This window comes from Bradyrhizobium sp. IC3195 (assembly GCF_020193585.1).
Taxonomy (GTDB): domain Bacteria; phylum Pseudomonadota; class Alphaproteobacteria; order Rhizobiales; family Xanthobacteraceae; genus Bradyrhizobium; species Bradyrhizobium yuanmingense.
On the sequence record NZ_JADYVG010000027.1, the window covers coordinates 80,593 to 97,991 of the forward strand.

Below are 17,399 nucleotides of genomic sequence, written 5' to 3' on the forward strand. Positions count from 1 at the left end.
CGTAGGGTGGGCAAAGCGAAGCGTGCCCACGTCCTGCCTATTTGATGAGAAGTCGTGGGCACGGCGCTAACGCGCCTTTGCCCACCCTACGGCACCGCGTCCTAGACCGGCCGATCCCCCTTCACCGTCACGCGCGTGCCGGAGCGTGTGTGTGGCCAGTAGTCCCACATCGCGCGGTGCTGGGTGCAGCGGTTGTCCCAGAAGGCGATGGCGTTCTCGGTCCAGCGGAAGCGGCACTGGAACAGCGGGTTTTCGGCGTGCTGGTAGAGATAGGCGAGCATCGCATCGCTCTCGTCGCGCGGGATGCCGTTGATGTGGCGGGTGAAGCCGCGGTTGACGTAGAGCGCCTTCTTAGCCGTGACCGGATGTGTGCGCACGACGGGATGCTCGGCATGCGGATAGGAGGGGCGATCGGCAACGCCATAATTCGCATAGAGCCCTCGATAGATCGGCTCGCCGTCATGCAGCGCGGTGAGACCGTCGAGATACGTCTTCATGCGATCTGACAATGCCTCATAGGCCGCGTACATGTTGGCGAACAGGGTGTCGCCGCCACGCGGCGGGCATTGCTTGATGTAGAGGATCGAGCCCATCGGCGGCTCGAGATCGCAGGACACGTCGGAGTGCCATCCCTCCCCATTGGCGCGCGGCGAGTTCTTGTCCGCATAGATCTTCATCAAGGCCGGGTCTTCGTCCTCGTGGGGAGCTGCGGGATGAAAATGCAGCTCGCCGAACTTGCGGCCGAAGGCGAGGTGCTGCTGCGGCGTGATGTGCTGGTCGCGGAAGAAGATGACGAGGTTCTCGGCGAGCGCGCGGTGGATCTCGTCCATCTGCCGGTTGGAGCGGGCATCGTCCGAGACGAGCTCGCCGATCTCAACGCCGGAGATTTCCGCGCCGATGATCGGGGTGAGCTTCTCGACCGCGATGGTTTCGTAAGGAGCGCCGTCGTCAATCGTGTGGCGATAGCGCGGGCCCTGCTTGCCGGCGAGTGAGCTCATGGCGCGTCTCCCGATCGTTGTTGATTGGGAGCCATCGTAGCCCGGATGGAGCGAAGCGCAATCCGGGAGCAATCGTTCTGCGGTGGGCAGCGCCCCGGATTTCGCTCCGCTCCATCCGGGCTACGGCCCGCAAAAAATAAGGCGGGTTACGCTTCGCGAACCCGCCTTACAATTCCAACTTTTGAGCGACCCCTACTCCGCCGCAGGCGCCGGCACCTTGGCGCCCTGGCCGTAGCGCTGGTCGATGTAGTCGATCACCAGCGCCTTGAAGTCGGCGGAGATGGTCGGGCCGCGCAGCGTGCGGAACTTCTTGCCGTCGACGAAGACGGGCGCGGCCGGCGCTTCGCCGGTGCCGGGCAGCGAGATGCCGATATTGGCGTGCTTGGACTCGCCGGGGCCGTTGACGATGCAGCCCATCACCGCGACGTTGAGCTCTTCCACGCCGGGATATTTCGTCTTCCAGGTCGGCATCTCGTCGCGGATGAAATCCTGGATCGAGCGGGCCAGCTCCTGGAACGTGGTCGAGGTGGTGCGGCCGCAGCCGGGGCAGGCCGCAACCAGCGGCACGAAGGTGCGGAAGCCCATGGTCTGCAGGAGCTCCTGGCCGACCTGCACCTCGCGGGTGCGGTCGCCGCCGGGCTCGGGCGTCAGCGAGATGCGGATGGTGTCGCCGATGCCCTGCTGCAAGAGGATGCCGAGCGCGGCCGAGGACGCAACGATGCCCTTGGAGCCCATGCCGGCCTCGGTGAGACCGAGATGGATGGCGTAGTCCGAACGGGACGCGAGATCCTGATAGACCGCGATGAGATCCTGCACCGCCGAGACTTTTGCCGAGAGGATGATGCGGTCCTTGGGCATGCCGAGCTCTTCGGCGCGCGCCGCCGAGAGCAGCGCCGACTGCACCATGGCCTCGCGCGTCACCGCGCGCACGTCGCGCGGATTGGGCGAGGCCGCGTTCTCGTCCATCAGCTTGGTCAAAAGCTCCTGGTCGAGCGAGCCCCAATTGGCGCCGATGCGCACCGGCTTGTTGTTCTTGTTCGCGATCTCGATGATGTCGGCGAACTGGGTGTCGCGCTTGTCCTTGAAGCCGACATTGCCGGGATTGATGCGGTATTTGGCCAAGGCCTCGGCGCAGGCCGGATAGGCCGCGAGCAGCTTGTGGCCGATATAGTGGAAGTCGCCGATCAGCGGCGTGGTGATGCCGCGCTTGGCGAGGCCGTCGCGGATGTGCGGAACGGCGGCTGCGGCCTCCTCGCGGTCCACGGTGATGCGGACCATTTCGGAGCCGGCGCGCGCGAGCGCTGCAACCTGGGCGATGGTGCCTTCGACATCGGCGGTATCGGTGTTGGTCATCGACTGTACGACGATCGGCGCACCGCCGCCCACAGTGACGTTGCCGACCTTGACCTGGGTGGTCCGGTGCCGGGGCGCCGGGCCCGCAATGTCTGAATCGAGAGGGTTTTCGAACTTGTTCATGGCGGTCCAAATATCAGGTTTTGGTGACGTTCAGCAATGCATCGCGCGGCGCCGCAACCGATGGGCTGGGACGGTTAACCAGAAAAAGCCCAGCAATTACAAGGACCGCTGCGGCCCCGAATGTCAGGCTGAGGGTGTCGTGCATGATGAAATAGCTACCCACCACGCCAAACAAAGGGGTGATGAAGGTAAAAGCGGACAATTTGCTGGCCGAATAGGCCTTCACCAGCGCGAACCAAAGCGTGAACGTGGTTCCGACCACCCAGATCGCCTGGAAGGCCATCAGGCCGAGCGACAGCGGCGACGGAGTGTGGGTGATGGATTCGCCGAACAGCCAGGCCGCCAGCCCCAGGATCGGGATCGAGGTCGCGACCTGATAACCCAGGGCCTTCTCGGGCGCGGCGAAGCGCAGCCGCGTGCCCTTGGCAACCAGCGTCGTCGCGGCCCACAGCGCGGCGCCCCCGACGATCATGAGATCGCCGAGCAGAACCTGCGAATCGACATTGGGCTGGGGCACGCCGATCGCAAGCGCGACGCCGGCAAAGCTGATGGCAAGGCCGAGCCATTGCGCGCCACCGAGACGCTCGCCGAGCACCTGGTAGGAGCCGAGCGCCACGAAGAACGGCGCGGTGTAGAGGAACACCACCGCACGAGAAGCAGACGTGAAGTGCAGCCCCTGGAAGATCAACACGAATTCGATGCCGAACATCAGCCCGGCGATCAGGCCCGGCTTCCAGGTGCCGTCACGTTCGAAAAAATTGACACCGCGAAAGGTGCCGATGAGGAACAGCACCGGCAGCGCGCCCATCGAGCGGATGGTGGCCTGAAGCATGGGTGGAATGTCCGGCAGCACCAGCTTCACCGCGATCTGGTTGAATCCCCAGGTCAGGCACAGCATGAGCATCAGGGCGATGGCGCCGGCACTGAGGGGACGGCCGGCGGACGGTATGGCTTGAGGTGCGGACATTTCTTCCCAAAAATCCGGCTTTGCGCCGTTGTTGCTTCAAGACATTTTCTGACAATGCGTGCAGACGCCCGTGATCTCCACCACAGACAGCTTTGGCGCGAAGCCTGAGCTGCGCGCGGCGGCGTTGAGGTCCTTGGCGAAGGACGCCGAGGAGATCTCGCCGACCAGGCCGCAGCGCTCGCAGATCAGGAACGCCACCGCGGAGGTCGAATCGTGGTCGTGGGCTGCGCAAGCGAGATAGGCGTTGCGGCTTTCGATGCGATGCACGAGGCCGTTGGCCATCAAGAAGTCGAGCGCACGATAGATCGTGATCGGTGCCGGCCGCGCCATCGACTTGGCAAGCTCGTCGATGATTTCGTAGGCGCCGAGCGGGCGGTGGCTGGAGAGCAAGGCACCCAGCACCTGGCGGCGGATCGGCGTGAATTTCTGCGCGCGCTGCTGGCAGACCACCTCGGCATGCGCAAGCGCGTCCGCGGTGCAGCGGCCGTGATCATGGTCGGGCGCGGGGAATGCCGGCTTTGCGAGGCTCATGTCGCCGTCTTCTAGCATTCCGGCGGGGGAACCCAAAGCACGACGAGCCGTCCGGCTGCCAGCCATGCTCCTCCCGCGGGACAGCACCGCGCCCCCGGTCCGTGAATTAATCATAAGCTTGCTTATAATATTCAAGCTTATTGGAGACGACGCTCATGACGCGCGGGTCGGTCGACCAGAATTTCCTGTTCACGCTCGGTGAGCTCTATCGCCTCTTGCGCGTCTATGCCGACAAGGAGGCCTCGCGCTTCGGCATCACCCGGGCGCAATGGGCGGTGCTGGCCAAGGTGGAGCGCAGCGAGGGCATGAAGCAGTCCGAGCTCGCCGAGCTCCTGGAGATGCAGCCGATCACGCTGACACGGCTGATCGACAAGCTCTGCGACAACGACTGGATCGAGCGCCGCAGCGACGCTTCGGATCGCCGGGTCAAGCGCCTGTACCTCAAGAAGGCCGGGCGGCAATTGCTCGGCCGCATGAGCGGCCTGAAGTCGGAGCTGACGGCGAACGCGCTCGACGGCATCAATCCGGCGGACGCGCACCGCCTCCTCACCCAGCTCGAAACCATCAAGGAAAACGTGCGAACCGCGATCCAGGCATCCGGCGCGGAGCAAGCACGCAAGGAGCAGCGCCATGGCTGATCAGGTCGTCAAGTTGCAGCCCGAGCAGAAGAGCGACAGCGGCAAGCCGACCAAGAAGGCCGGCACCGATCCGCGCCGCCGCCTGCTGGCGGGCCTGCGCCGCTATCGCCGTTTCCTGCTCCTGGTCGTGCTGCCTGTCATCGTCGCCATCGGCGGCATCACCTTCTATCTGCATGGGGGCCGCTATGTCGGCACCGACGATGCCTATGTCGGCGCACAGAAGGTGCTGGTGACACCCGACATCTCCGGCAAGATCCTGAAGGTCGTCGTCAAGGAGGGCCAGTCGGTCAAGCGGGGCGACGAGTTGTTCGAGATCGACCCGGTTCCTTTCCGCCTCGCGGTCGAGGAGACCAAGGCGCAGCTCGCGCAGGCGCGCACGACCTATGACAACCTCGTCGCCAACATCAAGATCTACGGCGACATGTTGGGCCTCGCCCAGCAGGGCATCGATCTGAAGCAGCGCGACGTCGAGCGCAAGCAGGCGCTGGTGAAGAACAATTTCGGCTCCCAGCTCGATCTCGACAACGCCTCCAACGCACTGGTCACCGCCGGGGCGCAGGCGCAGTACATCAAGCAGCAGCTCTCCAACGCAAAGACCCAGCTGCTCGGCAACCCTGATCTGCCGCTCGAGCAATTCCCGCCCTACGCTCAGGCAAAAGCCAAGCTGGATGACGCGCAGCGCAACCTCGACCACACCGTGCTGCGCGCGCCGATGGATGGAGTGGCGACGCAGGTCGAGCAGATTCAGCTCGGCCGCTATGTGCCCGCCGGCACGCCGGTGTTCTCCATCATCGACGTCGCCCATCCCTGGGTCGACGCCAATCCGAAGGAGAGCGACCTCACCTATGTCACCGAAGGCCAGTCCGTCACGCTCGAGGTCGACGCGTTCCCGAACCATGTCTTCAAGGGCAAGATCGGCTCGCTCTCGCCCGGCACCGGCGCGCAATTCGCGATCCTGCCGCCGCAGAACGCCATGGGCAATTTCGTCAAGGTGGTGCAGCGTGTGCCGATCCGCATCTATTTTGACGAGACCGACAAATATGTGCGGAAGCTGAAAGCCGGCATGAGCGTCTACGCCACCATCGACACCGGTCATCGGCGGTCGCTTGCCGGCCTCCTCGGCCTGTCCGCGACCGCGGGCCAGGATAAAGAATAAGACAAGGACTGGCGCGATGTCCGGCCCCAATGCCAGCCTGATGGTCCCCGGCCTGCGCCGGAACATGGTGACGATCTGCGCCATGACCGCGACCATCATGCAGGCGCTCGACACGACCATCGCCAATGTCGCCCTCCCCTACATGCAGGGCACGCTGTCGGCCTCGCAGGACCAGATCAACTGGGTGCTGACCTCCTACATCGTCGCCGCCGCGATCATGACGGCGCCGGTGGGCTGGATCGCCAACCGCTTCGGCCGCAAGCGCATCTTCATCATCTGCTCGGCCGGCTTCACCATGGCATCGGTGCTGTGCGGCCTCGCGCAGGACATCAACCAGATGGTGCTGTTCCGCCTGCTGCAGGGCGTGTTCGGCGCCGCCCTGGTGCCGCTGTCACAATCGGTCATGCTCGACTATTACACGCTTCAGGAGCGCGCCAAGGCCATGTCGATCTGGGGCATGGGCGTGATGATGGGCCCGATCATGGGCCCCTCGCTCGGGGCCTGGCTCACCGAGACCTATTCCTGGCACTGGGTTTTCTTCGTCAATCTGCCGTTCGGCGCTATCACCGTGCTCGGGCTGATCGTCTTCATGGACGAGAACGAGAAGAACATCAGCCTCAGATTCGACTGGTTCGGTTTCGCCGCGCTGGCGGTTGCGATCGGCGCGCTGCAGCTCGCGCTCGACCGAGGCGAGCAATTGGGCTGGCTGGAATCGAACGAGATCCTCGCCGAGTTCATCGTCTCGGCCGCCGCCTTCTACTTCTTCCTCGCGCATTCCTTCACGACCTCGACCCCCTTCATCCGCTTCGCCCTGTTCCGGGACCGCAACTTCGTCACCGGCTGCCTGTTCATGATCGTGATGGGGCTCGTCCTGTTCTCCACCATGGCGCTCGCCTCGCCCTACATGCAGAACGTGATCGGCTATCCCATCATCACCGCCGGCCTGCTGCTGGCGACCCGCGGCATCGGCACCTTCTTCGCCATGATGCTGGTCGGCCGCATGATGCGTTATATCGAGGCGCGCACGCTGATCATCTGCGGCCTGACGCTGACGGCGGGCTCGCTGTTCCAGATGACCGGCTGGACCGATCTGACCCAGGTGCCGGAGATCGTCACCGTCAGCGTCATCCAGGGTTTTGGCTTCGGCCTCGTCTTCGTGCCGCTCTCGACCGTGGCGTTCCTGACACTGTCGAACGAGCTGCGCACCGACGGCACCGCGATGCTGACCCTGATGCGCAACGTCGCGAGCTCGGTCGGCATTTCCGTCGTCATCGCGCAATTGACGCAAGGCACGCGATGGACCTACGCGATCTTGTCCGAGCACATCAACCCGTTCAACCACGCACTGCAGATGCCCGGCGTCAGCGGCATCATCAATCTGTCGACCGACACCGGCCGCGCCATGGCCGACAGAATGGTCAACGTGCAGGCGCAGATCATCGCCTTCGCGCACGACTACCAGCTAGTGATGCTCTTCATCCTCTGCACCATCCCGCTCGCTTTGCTGATCGGCTCGACCAAAGCCACGCTGCGCAAGCAGGCGGCGGGGCCGGAGCATGCGGTGATGGAGTAGCGGATCTCGGGCCCCGGACGCAGCGCAGCGCTACACGTTGCACCGCGTCCGGGACACAACAGCGCTACAACAGCTCCTCGCAGCCCAAATCGTCCACGGCCGCAAACGCCCGTTCCAGATTATTCCACCAGATCAGCGGCGGGATGTTGATGCTCCACTGCCAGACCGGCCGCGTGATCTGCCAGAGCACCGCCCAGCGGTAGTCGCGATCGAGCGCGCCGCGGGTGTAGCCGGTGATGCCGCTCTCGATCAGCGTGTCGTGGTAGAGATTGAGCAGCAGCCGTTCGAGCGCCTGCCGGCGTTCCGGATACCAATGCATCGCCATCATATAGGCGAGGTCGTGCGTCGGAACGTCGATGCTCCACAGATCGAAATCGAAGATGCGCACGGTGTCATCGATTCCCGTGCGCGGCAGCAGGAAATTCCAGACATGGGCATCGCCATGCGTGATACTGAGGTGGCGGCGTGCATGGTAACGCTGGGACAGCCGCTCCGACTGGTCGATCAGCCGACGGTAGAGGATCCGCCGCTCTTCGCTGAGGCGATCGCCGAGAAGATCGGCAAAGCGGTCGTAAAGCCCCGCGAACGTCTCCATGCGTTGCGCGCGGTCCTCCACGCTCGCCCAGGTGCCGACGGTGTCGCCGAGGCTCGGATGGTCCCACCAGGCTGCATGCCAGCGCGCCAGCGTCGTGACGATGGCGAACGTCTGCTCGCGCGACGGCGGCACCGGCCAGGTCGTCGCGAGCTCGTGGCTGTCGGTGAGATCTTCCAGGAGCAGATGCCAGGCGAAGCTGTCCTCGTCGAAATGCCCATCAAAGCAGCGCGGCACGAGTCCCGGCGGCATCTGCGGCACCAGCTGCGTGTAATAGCCCACCTCGCGCCGGCCGCCATTGGCGAGGCGCTTGGCGAAAGCGGCATTGGGCGTCTTGAGGATCAGCGACTGCGGAGCACCGGCGGACTCGCCGACATAGCGCAGCCCGAGCCTGACGATATGCGACACCACTGTGTCGCGCTGATGCAGCACCTTCACCTCGCGGACGGCGCCTGCATCCAGCGCGCCGCCCCGGCGCAGCGCGGCCGTCAGTCGGGCGGGCTCAACGACCGCCGGCAATTGTGGAGATGTCATGAACCACGATGCCCCTGTCCCACGTCATACTGCACGATCACATGCCCGGGCACCAGCGGCTGCCGCCGGCTCAGGCTGCGGCGGTCGAGTCGCGCACCGTCCGCACAACAATCGCGCGCAGTTGATCGAGATTGGCCGTCATCCCGGCGATCGCCTGCCTCACATCCGCGGCGCGCTGGTTGACGGAGGCGGCATCGCGGCTGACGTCGCCGATCTTGGCCGAGACCTCCTGTGCGGCGGAGGCCGATTCGGAAATCGACCGCGTGATCTCCCGGGTCGCGGCATCCTGCTGTTCCATTGCGGCAGCGACCGATGTCGCCACGCCGTCGATCTCGATGATGTGGCCTCCCATGGCCTCGACGGCGTCGACCGCGGCCTGCGTCGAGGCCTGGATCTCTGCAATCAGCCGGCCGATCTCCTCGGTGGACTTGGCAGTCTGGTCGGACAGGGACTTCACCTCGGCGGCAACCACCGCGAAGCCGCGGCCGGCCTCGCCGGCGCGCGCCGCCTCGATCGTCGCGTTGAGCGCGAGGAGGTTGGTCTGGCCTGCGATGCCGCCGATGAGGTCGGAGACCTCCGCGATCTTCTTCACCGATCCGGCCAGCGCCTGAATGGTCGAACGCGCCTGCTCGCGGCCGGCGACCGCCGATTTGGTGACGGTGCTGGTCCGCGCGACCTGGCTCGTGATCTCGCGGATCGAGGCGCTCAACTCTTCGGCCGCAGCGGAGACGGCCTGCGAGCTGCCGAGCGCCTGGGTCGAGGCCGCCGCCACGGCTTGCGACTGCGCAGAGAGCGACTTTGCGATCTCAGAGAGGCCGGAGGCGGCTTGCTCCACGCCCAGCGTCGCCGCGGTCGCGGTATCGACCGAGCGGCCGGTCTCGCGCTCGACCGTTTCGGCCATCTGGTGCAGGGCGGAGCGCTTGGCGAGCGCCGCCGCCTGTTCCTGCCGCAACTGCTCCTCGCGCAGACGGGAGTTCTCGACCGCCGCCTGCTTGAACACCACAAGCGCACCCGCCATCGAGCCGACCTCGTCCTGGCGCTGCGCGAACGGAATCTCGGCGGCCAGATCGCCCGTCGCGAGCTTCTGCATCGTGTCCGTCATGCGCACGATCGGGCGCACCACGCCGAGGGCAACACCCAGCAGGCCGGCGGTAACGAAGGCGAGGACGGCGATGGAGACGCCGAGGAGGATATAGAGCATCGCGCTGTCGCGGTCCGCGGCCAGCTTCTCCATGGCGGCATTCCGCTTGTTGGCACTCTCGACGATGCTGTCGATGACGGCGCGATGCGCGGTATAGGCCTCCTTGAGCTGCGCATAGACGCGCTCGGAAGCCGCCGCGTCCTTGGCCTTGAGGGCGGGCAGAAGCTGATCCGATGCCTTCCAGAATTTCTGCACCTCCGCATCGGACTTCGACACCAGCGCGGTCTTGAGGTCGGCCGAGAGGCTGGAGGAGACCCAGAACGCCTTGCGCTCGTCGTAGTCCTTGCGGAGCTGGACCAGACGCTCGCCGTGGGCCGCCAGCTGATCCGGCTCGCGCATGGCCAGCGTCGCCTCGAGATAGGCTTCGATGATGTATTCGGGCGGCGGCAGGATGTCGGCGATGAGGTCATTGCCGAGCTTGATGTCGGAATAGAGCGGACCGCCGACCTTGAGCTCTTTTAGGGCGTACAGGCTGGTCGAAACAACGGCGGCGAAACCAATGGCGAGAACGATGCCAAACGCGACGATCGCAGAGGACAAGGACAGACGAAATTTCATGAAACAATCCAGGTCGGCGTCGAAACTGCGGCCACCCTAGACGACTACGGTAAATACGGGATTGATTCGCGCCGGAATTGTATTTCACGAACCCCGCATGAATACGGAGATTAGGCGTCAAGTCATCGGTATTGAGTCAGCGAGGCTGACGCACAACCGCGCAAAATCAACGTTCGAGTCTGATGCGGCAACGCAGCACCGGCTCCGATGCGCCGAATGAGATATGTGTGCCGAGGAGCAGGCCTCCCCGGCACGCCCTGCCCTCATACGTCGAAGAACACCGTCTCGTTGTCGCCCTGCAGGTGCAGGTCGAGCCGGTAGACCGGCTTGCCGGCCTCGCGGACCGCAGTGAGCGTGGCGCGGCGGTCAGCCGGCACCAGCACCAGCACGGGATCGGCGGCGTTGCCGGCCTCGTCGCTGAAATAGATGCGGGTGTAGAGATGCCTGAGCATGCCGCGGCCAAACACCGCAACCAGGATGTGCGGCGCCTGCGGCTTGCCAGCAGGATCGGGCACGACACCCGGCTTGATGGTCTCGAAGGAATAGTTGCCGTCCTTGTCAGTGCCGCAGCGGGCAAAGCCGCGGAAGCTCGCATTCGGCAGCGCGCGCTTGTCCTGGGGATCGGCAAAGCGGCCCTGCGCATCCGCCTGCCAGATCTCCAGCATGCAATCGGGGACGGCCACGCCGTCGCCATCGAACACCCGGCCCTCGATGCGGATGCGATCGCCGGTGACATCGGGCGTCAGCGTCGAATTGGTGAACGCGTCGTTCCAGGCGTACTCGCCGGTCGGCGTCAGGCCGTATTTGAAGAACGGACCGACCGTCTGCGATGGGGTGATCCCGTCGGGCTTCGCGGACTCTTGCACTTAATGGTTCTCCATGGGGGTGGCGTCCTTGCCGCGCAGCACGATGTCGAAGCGGTAGCACAGCGCCCATTCGGGCTGGGTATTCTCCAAGTCGAACGACGAGACCATCCGCGCTCGCGCCTTCTCGTCCGGCACCGAGTTGAAGATCGGGTCGAACGCGAACAAGGGATCGTTCGGGAAATACATCTGCGTCACCAGGCGCGTGACGAAGGAATGGCCGAACACCGACAGATGGATGTGCGCAGGCCTCCAGGCGTTATGATGATTGCCCCAAGGGTAGGCGCCAGGCCTGATCGTCACGAAGCGATAATAGCCGGACGCATTGCTCACGGTGCGGCCCGCGCCGGTGAAATTCGGATCGAGCGGCGCCGGATGCTGATCACGAACGTGGACATAACGGCCGCAGGAATTGGCCTGCCAGATCTCGACGAGCGAGTTCGGCACGCCGCGGCCGTCCTCGTCGCGGACATGGCCGTGCACGATGATGCGCTCGCCGAGCGGCTCGCCCGCGTGCTGGCGGGTGAGGTCGTTGTCGCCCTCGCGCACGGTCTCGTGGCCGTAGACCGGCCCGGTCAGCTCCGACAGCGTATGGGGCATCGGAATCAAGGGCTTGTTCGGCGCGCGTTTGATCGAGCTCTTGTAGTCGGGCGACAGCGGCAGCGGATGCGCCGCGTTGCTGCCGGTGGGATAGATGAATGTCATTGGCGAACTCCTCCCCGGCCGTTTTCGGTCCGGCCGGTCAACTCTTCCGCCAATCATTATAGGATATAACTAATTTGGGAAAGCCGGTTTGGCGGCGTTCCCGCGCATGGCAGCCGGCCGCTGCTACCTGATCGGCGCACGCGGAAGCACGGCCTCTCCGGCCTCGAGCCGGTAGGTATGGTCGAGCGAATACCAAGGCAACGAGGCGTCCTTCGCCGTCGGATGCGGCGTATCGTGGCGCACGAACTTGCCGATCAGCGCCTGTGTCACACCGAACTGCACGTCGCTGTCGATATGGGGGTCGCTGGGATCATAGACCTGCGAGATCAGCACCTTGAATCCCGGCTTGAAGATCAGGGCATGCAGATGCGCGGGCCGATAGGGGTGGCGGGCCTGCGCCGCGAGCAGGCGGCCGACGACACCGTCGGTCGGAATGGGATAGCCGACCATCATCACCGAGCGGAAGGAAAAGCGCCCGTCAGAATCGGTCGTGAACTTGCCGCGCAGATTCATGTCGGCCTGCTCGGGGTCCTGGTTCTCGTAGAGGCCGACCGGCGAGGCGTGCCAGACATCGACCTCGGCACCGGCGACGGGCCGGCCGTCCTGATCGACGACGCGGCCGCTGACGAACAGCGTGGCCCCCGGTGTCTCCGAGCGCACGATCGATCCGCCATTCTCGACCCGGGGCGAATTCAACCGCCAGAACGGCCCGAGCAATGATTGATCGGTCTCCGTATTGCCTTGATCGCCGTTATTGAGCAGGCACACCAGCGAGGAGACGCCGAGCGACCCCGCCATCAGCACGACTTCGTTATGCGTGTCGGTGGTCAGCTTGCCGAGCTCGGCCACAATCGCCGCGGCGTCGCGGAACTCCTTCTCGGTCAGCCTGACATCGCGGACGAAGGCGTGCAAATGCTTGACCAGGGAGACCATGATCTCGCGCAGCCGCGGATCGGATGTCCGTTCCATTACCGCCAGGGCCGCGGCCGTGACGTCCTTCTCGCGCTCGATGATCACAGGCTATTTTCTCCCTGTCTTTCCGGAACGCGAGAGAAATGCGCGAGCCCGGGCACTTCGCCTCTCCCCGCGAAGAGCGGGGAGAGGTGAAGGAGAGAGTTCAATTCAGCTTCTCGATCGCAACCGCGACGCCCTGGCCGACGCCGACGCACATGGTGGCGAGTGCGAGCTTGCCGCCGCGCTTCTCCATGCCGTGCACGGCAGTGAGCGCGAGGCGGGCGCCGCTCATGCCGAGCGGATGGCCGAGCGCGATGGCGCCGCCATGCGGATTGACGAAATCGGCGTCATCGGCGACGCCGAGCTGGCGCATGCAGGCGATGCCCTGCGAAGCGAAAGCTTCGTTCAGCTCGATCAGGTCGAAATCGCTGATCTTCTTAGCCAGCCGTTCCATCAGCTTGCGGGTCGCCGGCACCGGGCCGATGCCCATGATCCGCGGCGGCACGCCGGCCGAGGCGAGCCCGAGGATGCGGGCGCGGGGCGTCAGGCCGTGCTTCCTGACCGCGGCTTCCGAGGCCAGGATCATGGCGGCGGCGCCGTCATTGACGCCGGAGGCGTTGCCGGCCGTGACGGTGCCGGCATTGCGCACGATCGGCTTCAGTTTTGCCAAACCTTCCAGCGTGGTCTCAGGACGCGGATGCTCGTCCTTGTCGATGGTGATCGGGCCGGCCTTGCCGCCGGGAATGGTGATGGGCGTGATTTCTTCCGCGAAATAGCCGGCGGCGATCGCTGCGCCTGCGCGCTGCTGCGAGCGGATGGCGAAGGCGTCCTGGTCCGCGCGCGAGACCTGGAACTCCTCGGCGACGTTCTCGCCGGTCTCCGGCATCGCATCGACGCCATACTGCGCCTTCAGCAGCGGATTGATGAAGCGCCAGCCGATCGTGGTGTCGAAGATTTCGGCCGAGCGCGAGAAGGCTTCCTGCGCCTTGCCCATCACGAAGGGCGCGCGGGTCATCGATTCGACGCCGCCGGCAATCGCGAGATCGATCTCGCCGGAACGAATGGCGCGGCCCGCGGCGCCGACCGCATCGAGGCCCGAGGCGCAGAGCCGGTTCAGAGTCTGGCCGGGAACCGAATCCGGCAGGCCCGCCAGCAGCAGCGCCATGCGCGCGACGTTGCGATTGTCCTCGCCGGCCTGGTTGGCGCAGCCGAAGAACACCTCGTCCACCTGTGCCCAATCGAGATTGGGGTGCTTGGCCATCAGCGCCTTGATCGGGGCGGCGGCGAGATCGTCGGCGCGCACCTTGGCGAGCGAGCCGCCGAAACGGCCGATCGGGGTCCGCACGGCATCGCAGATAAAGACGTCACGCATCGTTGTTCTCCCTGAATGCCGCGATCCGGCCAAATTCTTCAATGTCGGCGGAGTTTTAGGAGGGCGCCCGCGGCAGGTCAATTGACGGTTTCGCGGAGCAGACGTCATTCCGGGGCGCGCCATTTGGCGCAAACCCGGAATCCATTTGTCGGCGTGACGTGCGGCCCGATGGATTCGGGGCCTGCGCCGTTCCGGCGCATCCCGGAATGACGGCGGAAAATGTGGCAGCCGCATGCGCTACACGGACAACGTGGAAAACCTTCGCTTCCCCGGCAAAGCAAATAGGAGCAGGTGCCGAAATTTTGTAGGTTGCGCCGCCCATGACGATGCAACAGCCGATACAAGTTCCGCCCGCCGATGACACGCCCGCGCCGCAGGCCGAGGCTGCCGCGCGCGTCACGCCGATGATGGAGCAGTATCTGGAGATCAAGGCGGCGCATCAGGGCTTGCTGCTGTTCTACCGGATGGGCGACTTCTACGAGCTGTTCTTCGAGGATGCCGAGATCGCCTCGAGGACGCTCGGCATCGTCCTGACCAAGCGCGGCAAGCACCAGGGCGCGGATATCCCGATGTGCGGCGTGCCGGTCGAGCGCTCAGAGGATTATCTGCATCGTCTCATCAGCGCCGGGCATCGGGTCGCGGTCTGCGAGCAGACCGAGGATCCTGCCGCGGCGAAAGCGCGCGGCAACAAGAGCGTGGTACGCCGCGGCGTGGTGCGGCTGGTGACGCCGGGCACGCTGACCGAGGACACGCTGCTGGATGCACGCGCCAATAATTACCTGCTGGCGATCGCGCGCGCCCGCTCCTCCGCCGGCGGCGACCGCTTCGGCCTTGCCTGGATCGACATCTCGACGGCCGAATTCATGGTCACCGAGGTCTCGGGCGGCGAGCTCGCCGCGACGCTGGCGCGCATCAACCCGAACGAGGCGATCGTCACCGACGCGCTCTTTGGCGACAACGAGCTCGGCCAGACCTTGCGCGAGCTGCCGGCCGTGACGCCGCTGACCCGCGACGTCTTCGACGGCGCCACCGCCGAGAAGCGGCTCTGCGACTATTTTGCCGTCGCGACCATGGACGGGCTCGCGCAGCTGACGCGCCTGGAAGCCACCGCCGCGGCCGCCGCCGTCACCTATGTCGACCGCACCCAGGTCGGCAAGCATCCGCCGCTGTCGCCGCCCGCGCGCGAGGCCTCCGGCGCGACCATGGCGATCGATCCGGCCACGCGCGCCAATCTCGAGCTGACGCGCACCCTCGCCGGTGAACGCCGCGGCTCGCTGCTCGACGCGATCGACTGCACCGTCACCTCGGCGGGCTCGCGCCTGCTGGCGCAGCGTCTGGCGGCGCCGCTGACCGATGCGCCGGCGATCGCGCGGCGGCTAGACGCGGTCAGCACCTTCGTGGCCGATTCCGCCGCGCGCGAGGACATCCGCAGCATCCTGCGCGGCGCGCCCGACATGTCGCGCGCTCTGGCTCGGCTCTCGGTCGGCCGCGGCGGGCCGCGCGACCTCGCCGGCATCCGCGACGGCATCATCGCCGCCGACCAGGTGCTGACGCGCCTCTCCGAGCTGGATCAACCACCACAGGAAATCGCGGCGGTGATGGCGGCGCTGCAGCGGCCGTCGCGCGCGCTCGCTGCCGAGTTCGCCAGCGCGCTCGACGAGCAGCTGCCGCTGATCAAGCGCGACGGCGGCTTCGTCCGTCAGGGCTACGAGCCGGCGCTGGACGAAGCGCGAAACCTGCGCGATGCCTCGCGCCTCGTGGTCGCTTCGATGCAGGCGCGCTACGCCGATGCGACCTCCGTCAAGGGTCTCAAGATCCGGCACAACAACGTGCTCGGCTATTTCGTCGAGGTCACCGCCCAGCACGGCGACAAGCTGATGTCGCCGCCGCTGAACGCGACCTTCATCCATCGCCAGACGCTGGCGGGACAGGTGCGCTTCACCACCGCCGAGTTAGGGGAGATCGAGGCCAAGATCGCCAATGCCGGCGACCGCGCGCTCGGCCTCGAGCTCGAGATCTTCGAGCGGCTCTGCGGCAAGGCGCTCGCGATCAGCGACGATCTGCGCGCCGCGGCGCAAGGCTTTGCGCTGCTCGACGTCGCGACGTCACTGGCCAAGCTCGCCGTGGACGAGAACTATGTGCGGCCCGAGGTCGACGGTTCGCTCAGCTTTGCGATCGAGGCCGGCCGCCACCCCGTGGTCGAGCAGGCGCTCAAGCGCAACGGCGAGCCGTTCATCGCCAATGCCTGCGACCTGTCGCCGGCGCCGGCGCAGAAGTCAGGCCAGCTCTGGCTGCTCACCGGTCCCAACATGGCCGGTAAATCGACCTTCCTGCGCCAGAACGCGCTGATCGCCTTGATGGCCCAGATCGGCAGCTTCGTGCCGGCGACGCGCGCGCGGATCGGCATCGTCGACCGCCTGTTCTCGCGCGTCGGCGCCGCCGATGATCTCGCCCGCGGCCGCTCCACCTTCATGGTGGAGATGGTCGAGACCGCGGCGATCCTGAACCAGGCCGGCGAGCGCTCGCTCGTCATCCTCGATGAGATCGGCCGCGGCACCGCGACCTTCGACGGCCTCTCGATCGCCTGGGCCGCGATCGAGCATCTGCACGAGAGCAACCGCTGCCGAACCTTGTTCGCGACGCATTATCACGAGCTGACCGCGCTCGCGGCAAAAATGCCGCGGATGTTCAACGCCACGGTGCGGGTGAAGGAATGGCAGGGCAACGTCGTGTTCCTGCACGAGGTGCTGCCGGGCTCGGCCGACCGCTCCTACGGCATCCAGGTGGCGAAACTCGCCGGCCTGCCGCCGGCGGTGATCACGCGCGCCAAATCGGTGCTGTCCAAGCTGGAGGCGCAGGACCGCGGCCAGACCGCACGAGCCCTGGTCGACGATCTGCCGCTGTTCGCTGTCCCTTCGCGCGCCGCCACTGAAGCCGCGCCGCCGAGCGAAGCGGAGCTGCTGATGGAGGCGGTGAAGGCGCTGCACCCCGACGAGATGTCGCCGCGCGAGGCGCTCGATGCTCTGTATGCGCTGAAGGCGAAGCTGCCGAAGCAGTGATGGTGCCGTAGGGCGGGCGAAGCGGAGTGTGCCCACCGCTCCATGAAGCGATCGGGGAGAGATGGTGGGCACGGCGCGCAAAGAGCGCACCTTTGCCCACCCTGTACCCTTCTGGCGTTCGGAGGCCAGTCAGTTGGTGTAGGCTGGTCGCCGGGCCGATCCGCCGGGAGCCGCCTTGCCCACCTGTGCCTAGAGCACCGACGTAGGACCCGCGCCCTGGCG

14 protein-coding genes are annotated in these 17,399 nt (G+C 65.7%); 4 read left to right on the forward strand and 10 right to left on the reverse strand.

Going from position 1 to position 17,399, the window contains the following annotated elements; translation table 11 throughout:
• Positions 1 to 101 precede the first annotated feature (101 nt).
• The 4 genes from I6F09_RS33180 to I6F09_RS33195 form a co-directional block, all read right to left on the reverse strand.
• Complete coding sequence (locus I6F09_RS33180; RefSeq protein WP_225189887.1) at positions 102 to 998, reverse strand: TauD/TfdA family dioxygenase; 897 nt, start codon at positions 996 to 998, stop codon at positions 102 to 104.
• A gap of 192 nt (positions 999 to 1,190) precedes the next feature.
• Entirely contained in the window at positions 1,191 to 2,474 is a 1,284-nt protein-coding gene (gene ispG, locus I6F09_RS33185) for a flavodoxin-dependent (E)-4-hydroxy-3-methylbut-2-enyl-diphosphate synthase (RefSeq protein WP_225189888.1), read from the reverse strand.
• 13 nt (positions 2,475 to 2,487) lie between these two features.
• On the reverse strand, positions 2,488 to 3,441 hold the full coding sequence (locus I6F09_RS33190; protein WP_225189889.1) for a DMT family transporter: 954 nt from the start codon (positions 3,439 to 3,441) through the stop codon (positions 2,488 to 2,490).
• A gap of 36 nt (positions 3,442 to 3,477) precedes the next feature.
• Positions 3,478 to 3,972, reverse strand: a complete 495-nt coding sequence (locus I6F09_RS33195) for a transcriptional repressor (RefSeq protein WP_036002259.1) — start codon at positions 3,970 to 3,972, stop codon at positions 3,478 to 3,480.
• A 155-nt stretch (positions 3,973 to 4,127) separates the two neighbouring features.
• Between I6F09_RS33195 and I6F09_RS33200 the strand changes: the two genes are divergently transcribed.
• Genes I6F09_RS33200 through I6F09_RS33210 form a run of 3 tightly spaced genes read left to right on the forward strand, consistent with a single transcriptional unit; the run spans position 4,128 to position 7,339 of the window.
• On the forward strand, positions 4,128 to 4,610 hold the full coding sequence (locus tag I6F09_RS33200; protein WP_225134738.1) for a MarR family transcriptional regulator: 483 nt from the start codon (positions 4,128 to 4,130) through the stop codon (positions 4,608 to 4,610).
• Positions 4,603 to 5,766: an HlyD family secretion protein gene (locus I6F09_RS33205; protein ID WP_225174246.1), complete on the forward strand. Its 1,164-nt coding sequence runs from the start codon at positions 4,603 to 4,605 to the stop codon at positions 5,764 to 5,766. Before I6F09_RS33200 ends, I6F09_RS33205 begins: the two co-directional genes overlap by 8 nt.
• Positions 5,767 to 5,782: 16 nt before the next feature.
• The gene (locus I6F09_RS33210) at positions 5,783 to 7,339 is read left to right on the forward strand and encodes an MDR family MFS transporter (protein WP_249784684.1); all 1,557 of its coding nucleotides are present in this window, start codon (positions 5,783 to 5,785) and stop codon (positions 7,337 to 7,339) included.
• Between the two features lie 64 nt (positions 7,340 to 7,403).
• On the opposite strand, the gene I6F09_RS33215 is transcribed toward I6F09_RS33210, so the two are convergent.
• From I6F09_RS33215 to pcaF, 6 genes are all read right to left on the reverse strand, one after another.
• Complete coding sequence (locus I6F09_RS33215; protein ID WP_225189891.1) at positions 7,404 to 8,465, reverse strand: ecdysteroid 22-kinase family protein; 1,062 nt, start codon at positions 8,463 to 8,465, stop codon at positions 7,404 to 7,406.
• A gap of 70 nt (positions 8,466 to 8,535) precedes the next feature.
• Positions 8,536 to 10,224, reverse strand: coding sequence for a HAMP domain-containing methyl-accepting chemotaxis protein (locus I6F09_RS33220; RefSeq protein ID WP_225189892.1), 1,689 nt, complete (start codon positions 10,222 to 10,224; stop codon positions 8,536 to 8,538).
• Positions 10,225 to 10,487: 263 nt separating this feature from the next.
• On the reverse strand, positions 10,488 to 11,090 hold the full coding sequence (gene pcaG / locus I6F09_RS33225) for a protocatechuate 3,4-dioxygenase subunit alpha (RefSeq protein ID WP_225189893.1): 603 nt from the start codon (positions 11,088 to 11,090) through the stop codon (positions 10,488 to 10,490).
• On the reverse strand, positions 11,091 to 11,792 hold the full coding sequence (gene pcaH / locus I6F09_RS33230) for a protocatechuate 3,4-dioxygenase subunit beta (protein WP_225189894.1): 702 nt from the start codon (positions 11,790 to 11,792) through the stop codon (positions 11,091 to 11,093). It lies immediately after the preceding gene.
• 123 nt (positions 11,793 to 11,915) lie between these two features.
• Positions 11,916 to 12,809, reverse strand: coding sequence for a dioxygenase (locus tag I6F09_RS33235; protein ID WP_225153616.1), 894 nt, complete (start codon positions 12,807 to 12,809; stop codon positions 11,916 to 11,918).
• Between the two features lie 100 nt (positions 12,810 to 12,909).
• A complete protein-coding gene (gene pcaF, locus I6F09_RS33240) occupies positions 12,910 to 14,118 on the reverse strand; it encodes a 3-oxoadipyl-CoA thiolase (protein WP_225189895.1) in 1,209 nt (402 codons plus the stop codon).
• Between the two features lie 320 nt (positions 14,119 to 14,438).
• Here pcaF and mutS point away from each other — a divergent pair, with 320 nt between their 5' ends.
• Positions 14,439 to 17,177, forward strand: coding sequence for a DNA mismatch repair protein MutS (mutS, locus tag I6F09_RS33245; protein WP_225189896.1), 2,739 nt, complete (start codon positions 14,439 to 14,441; stop codon positions 17,175 to 17,177).
• Positions 17,178 to 17,399 lie beyond the last annotated feature (222 nt).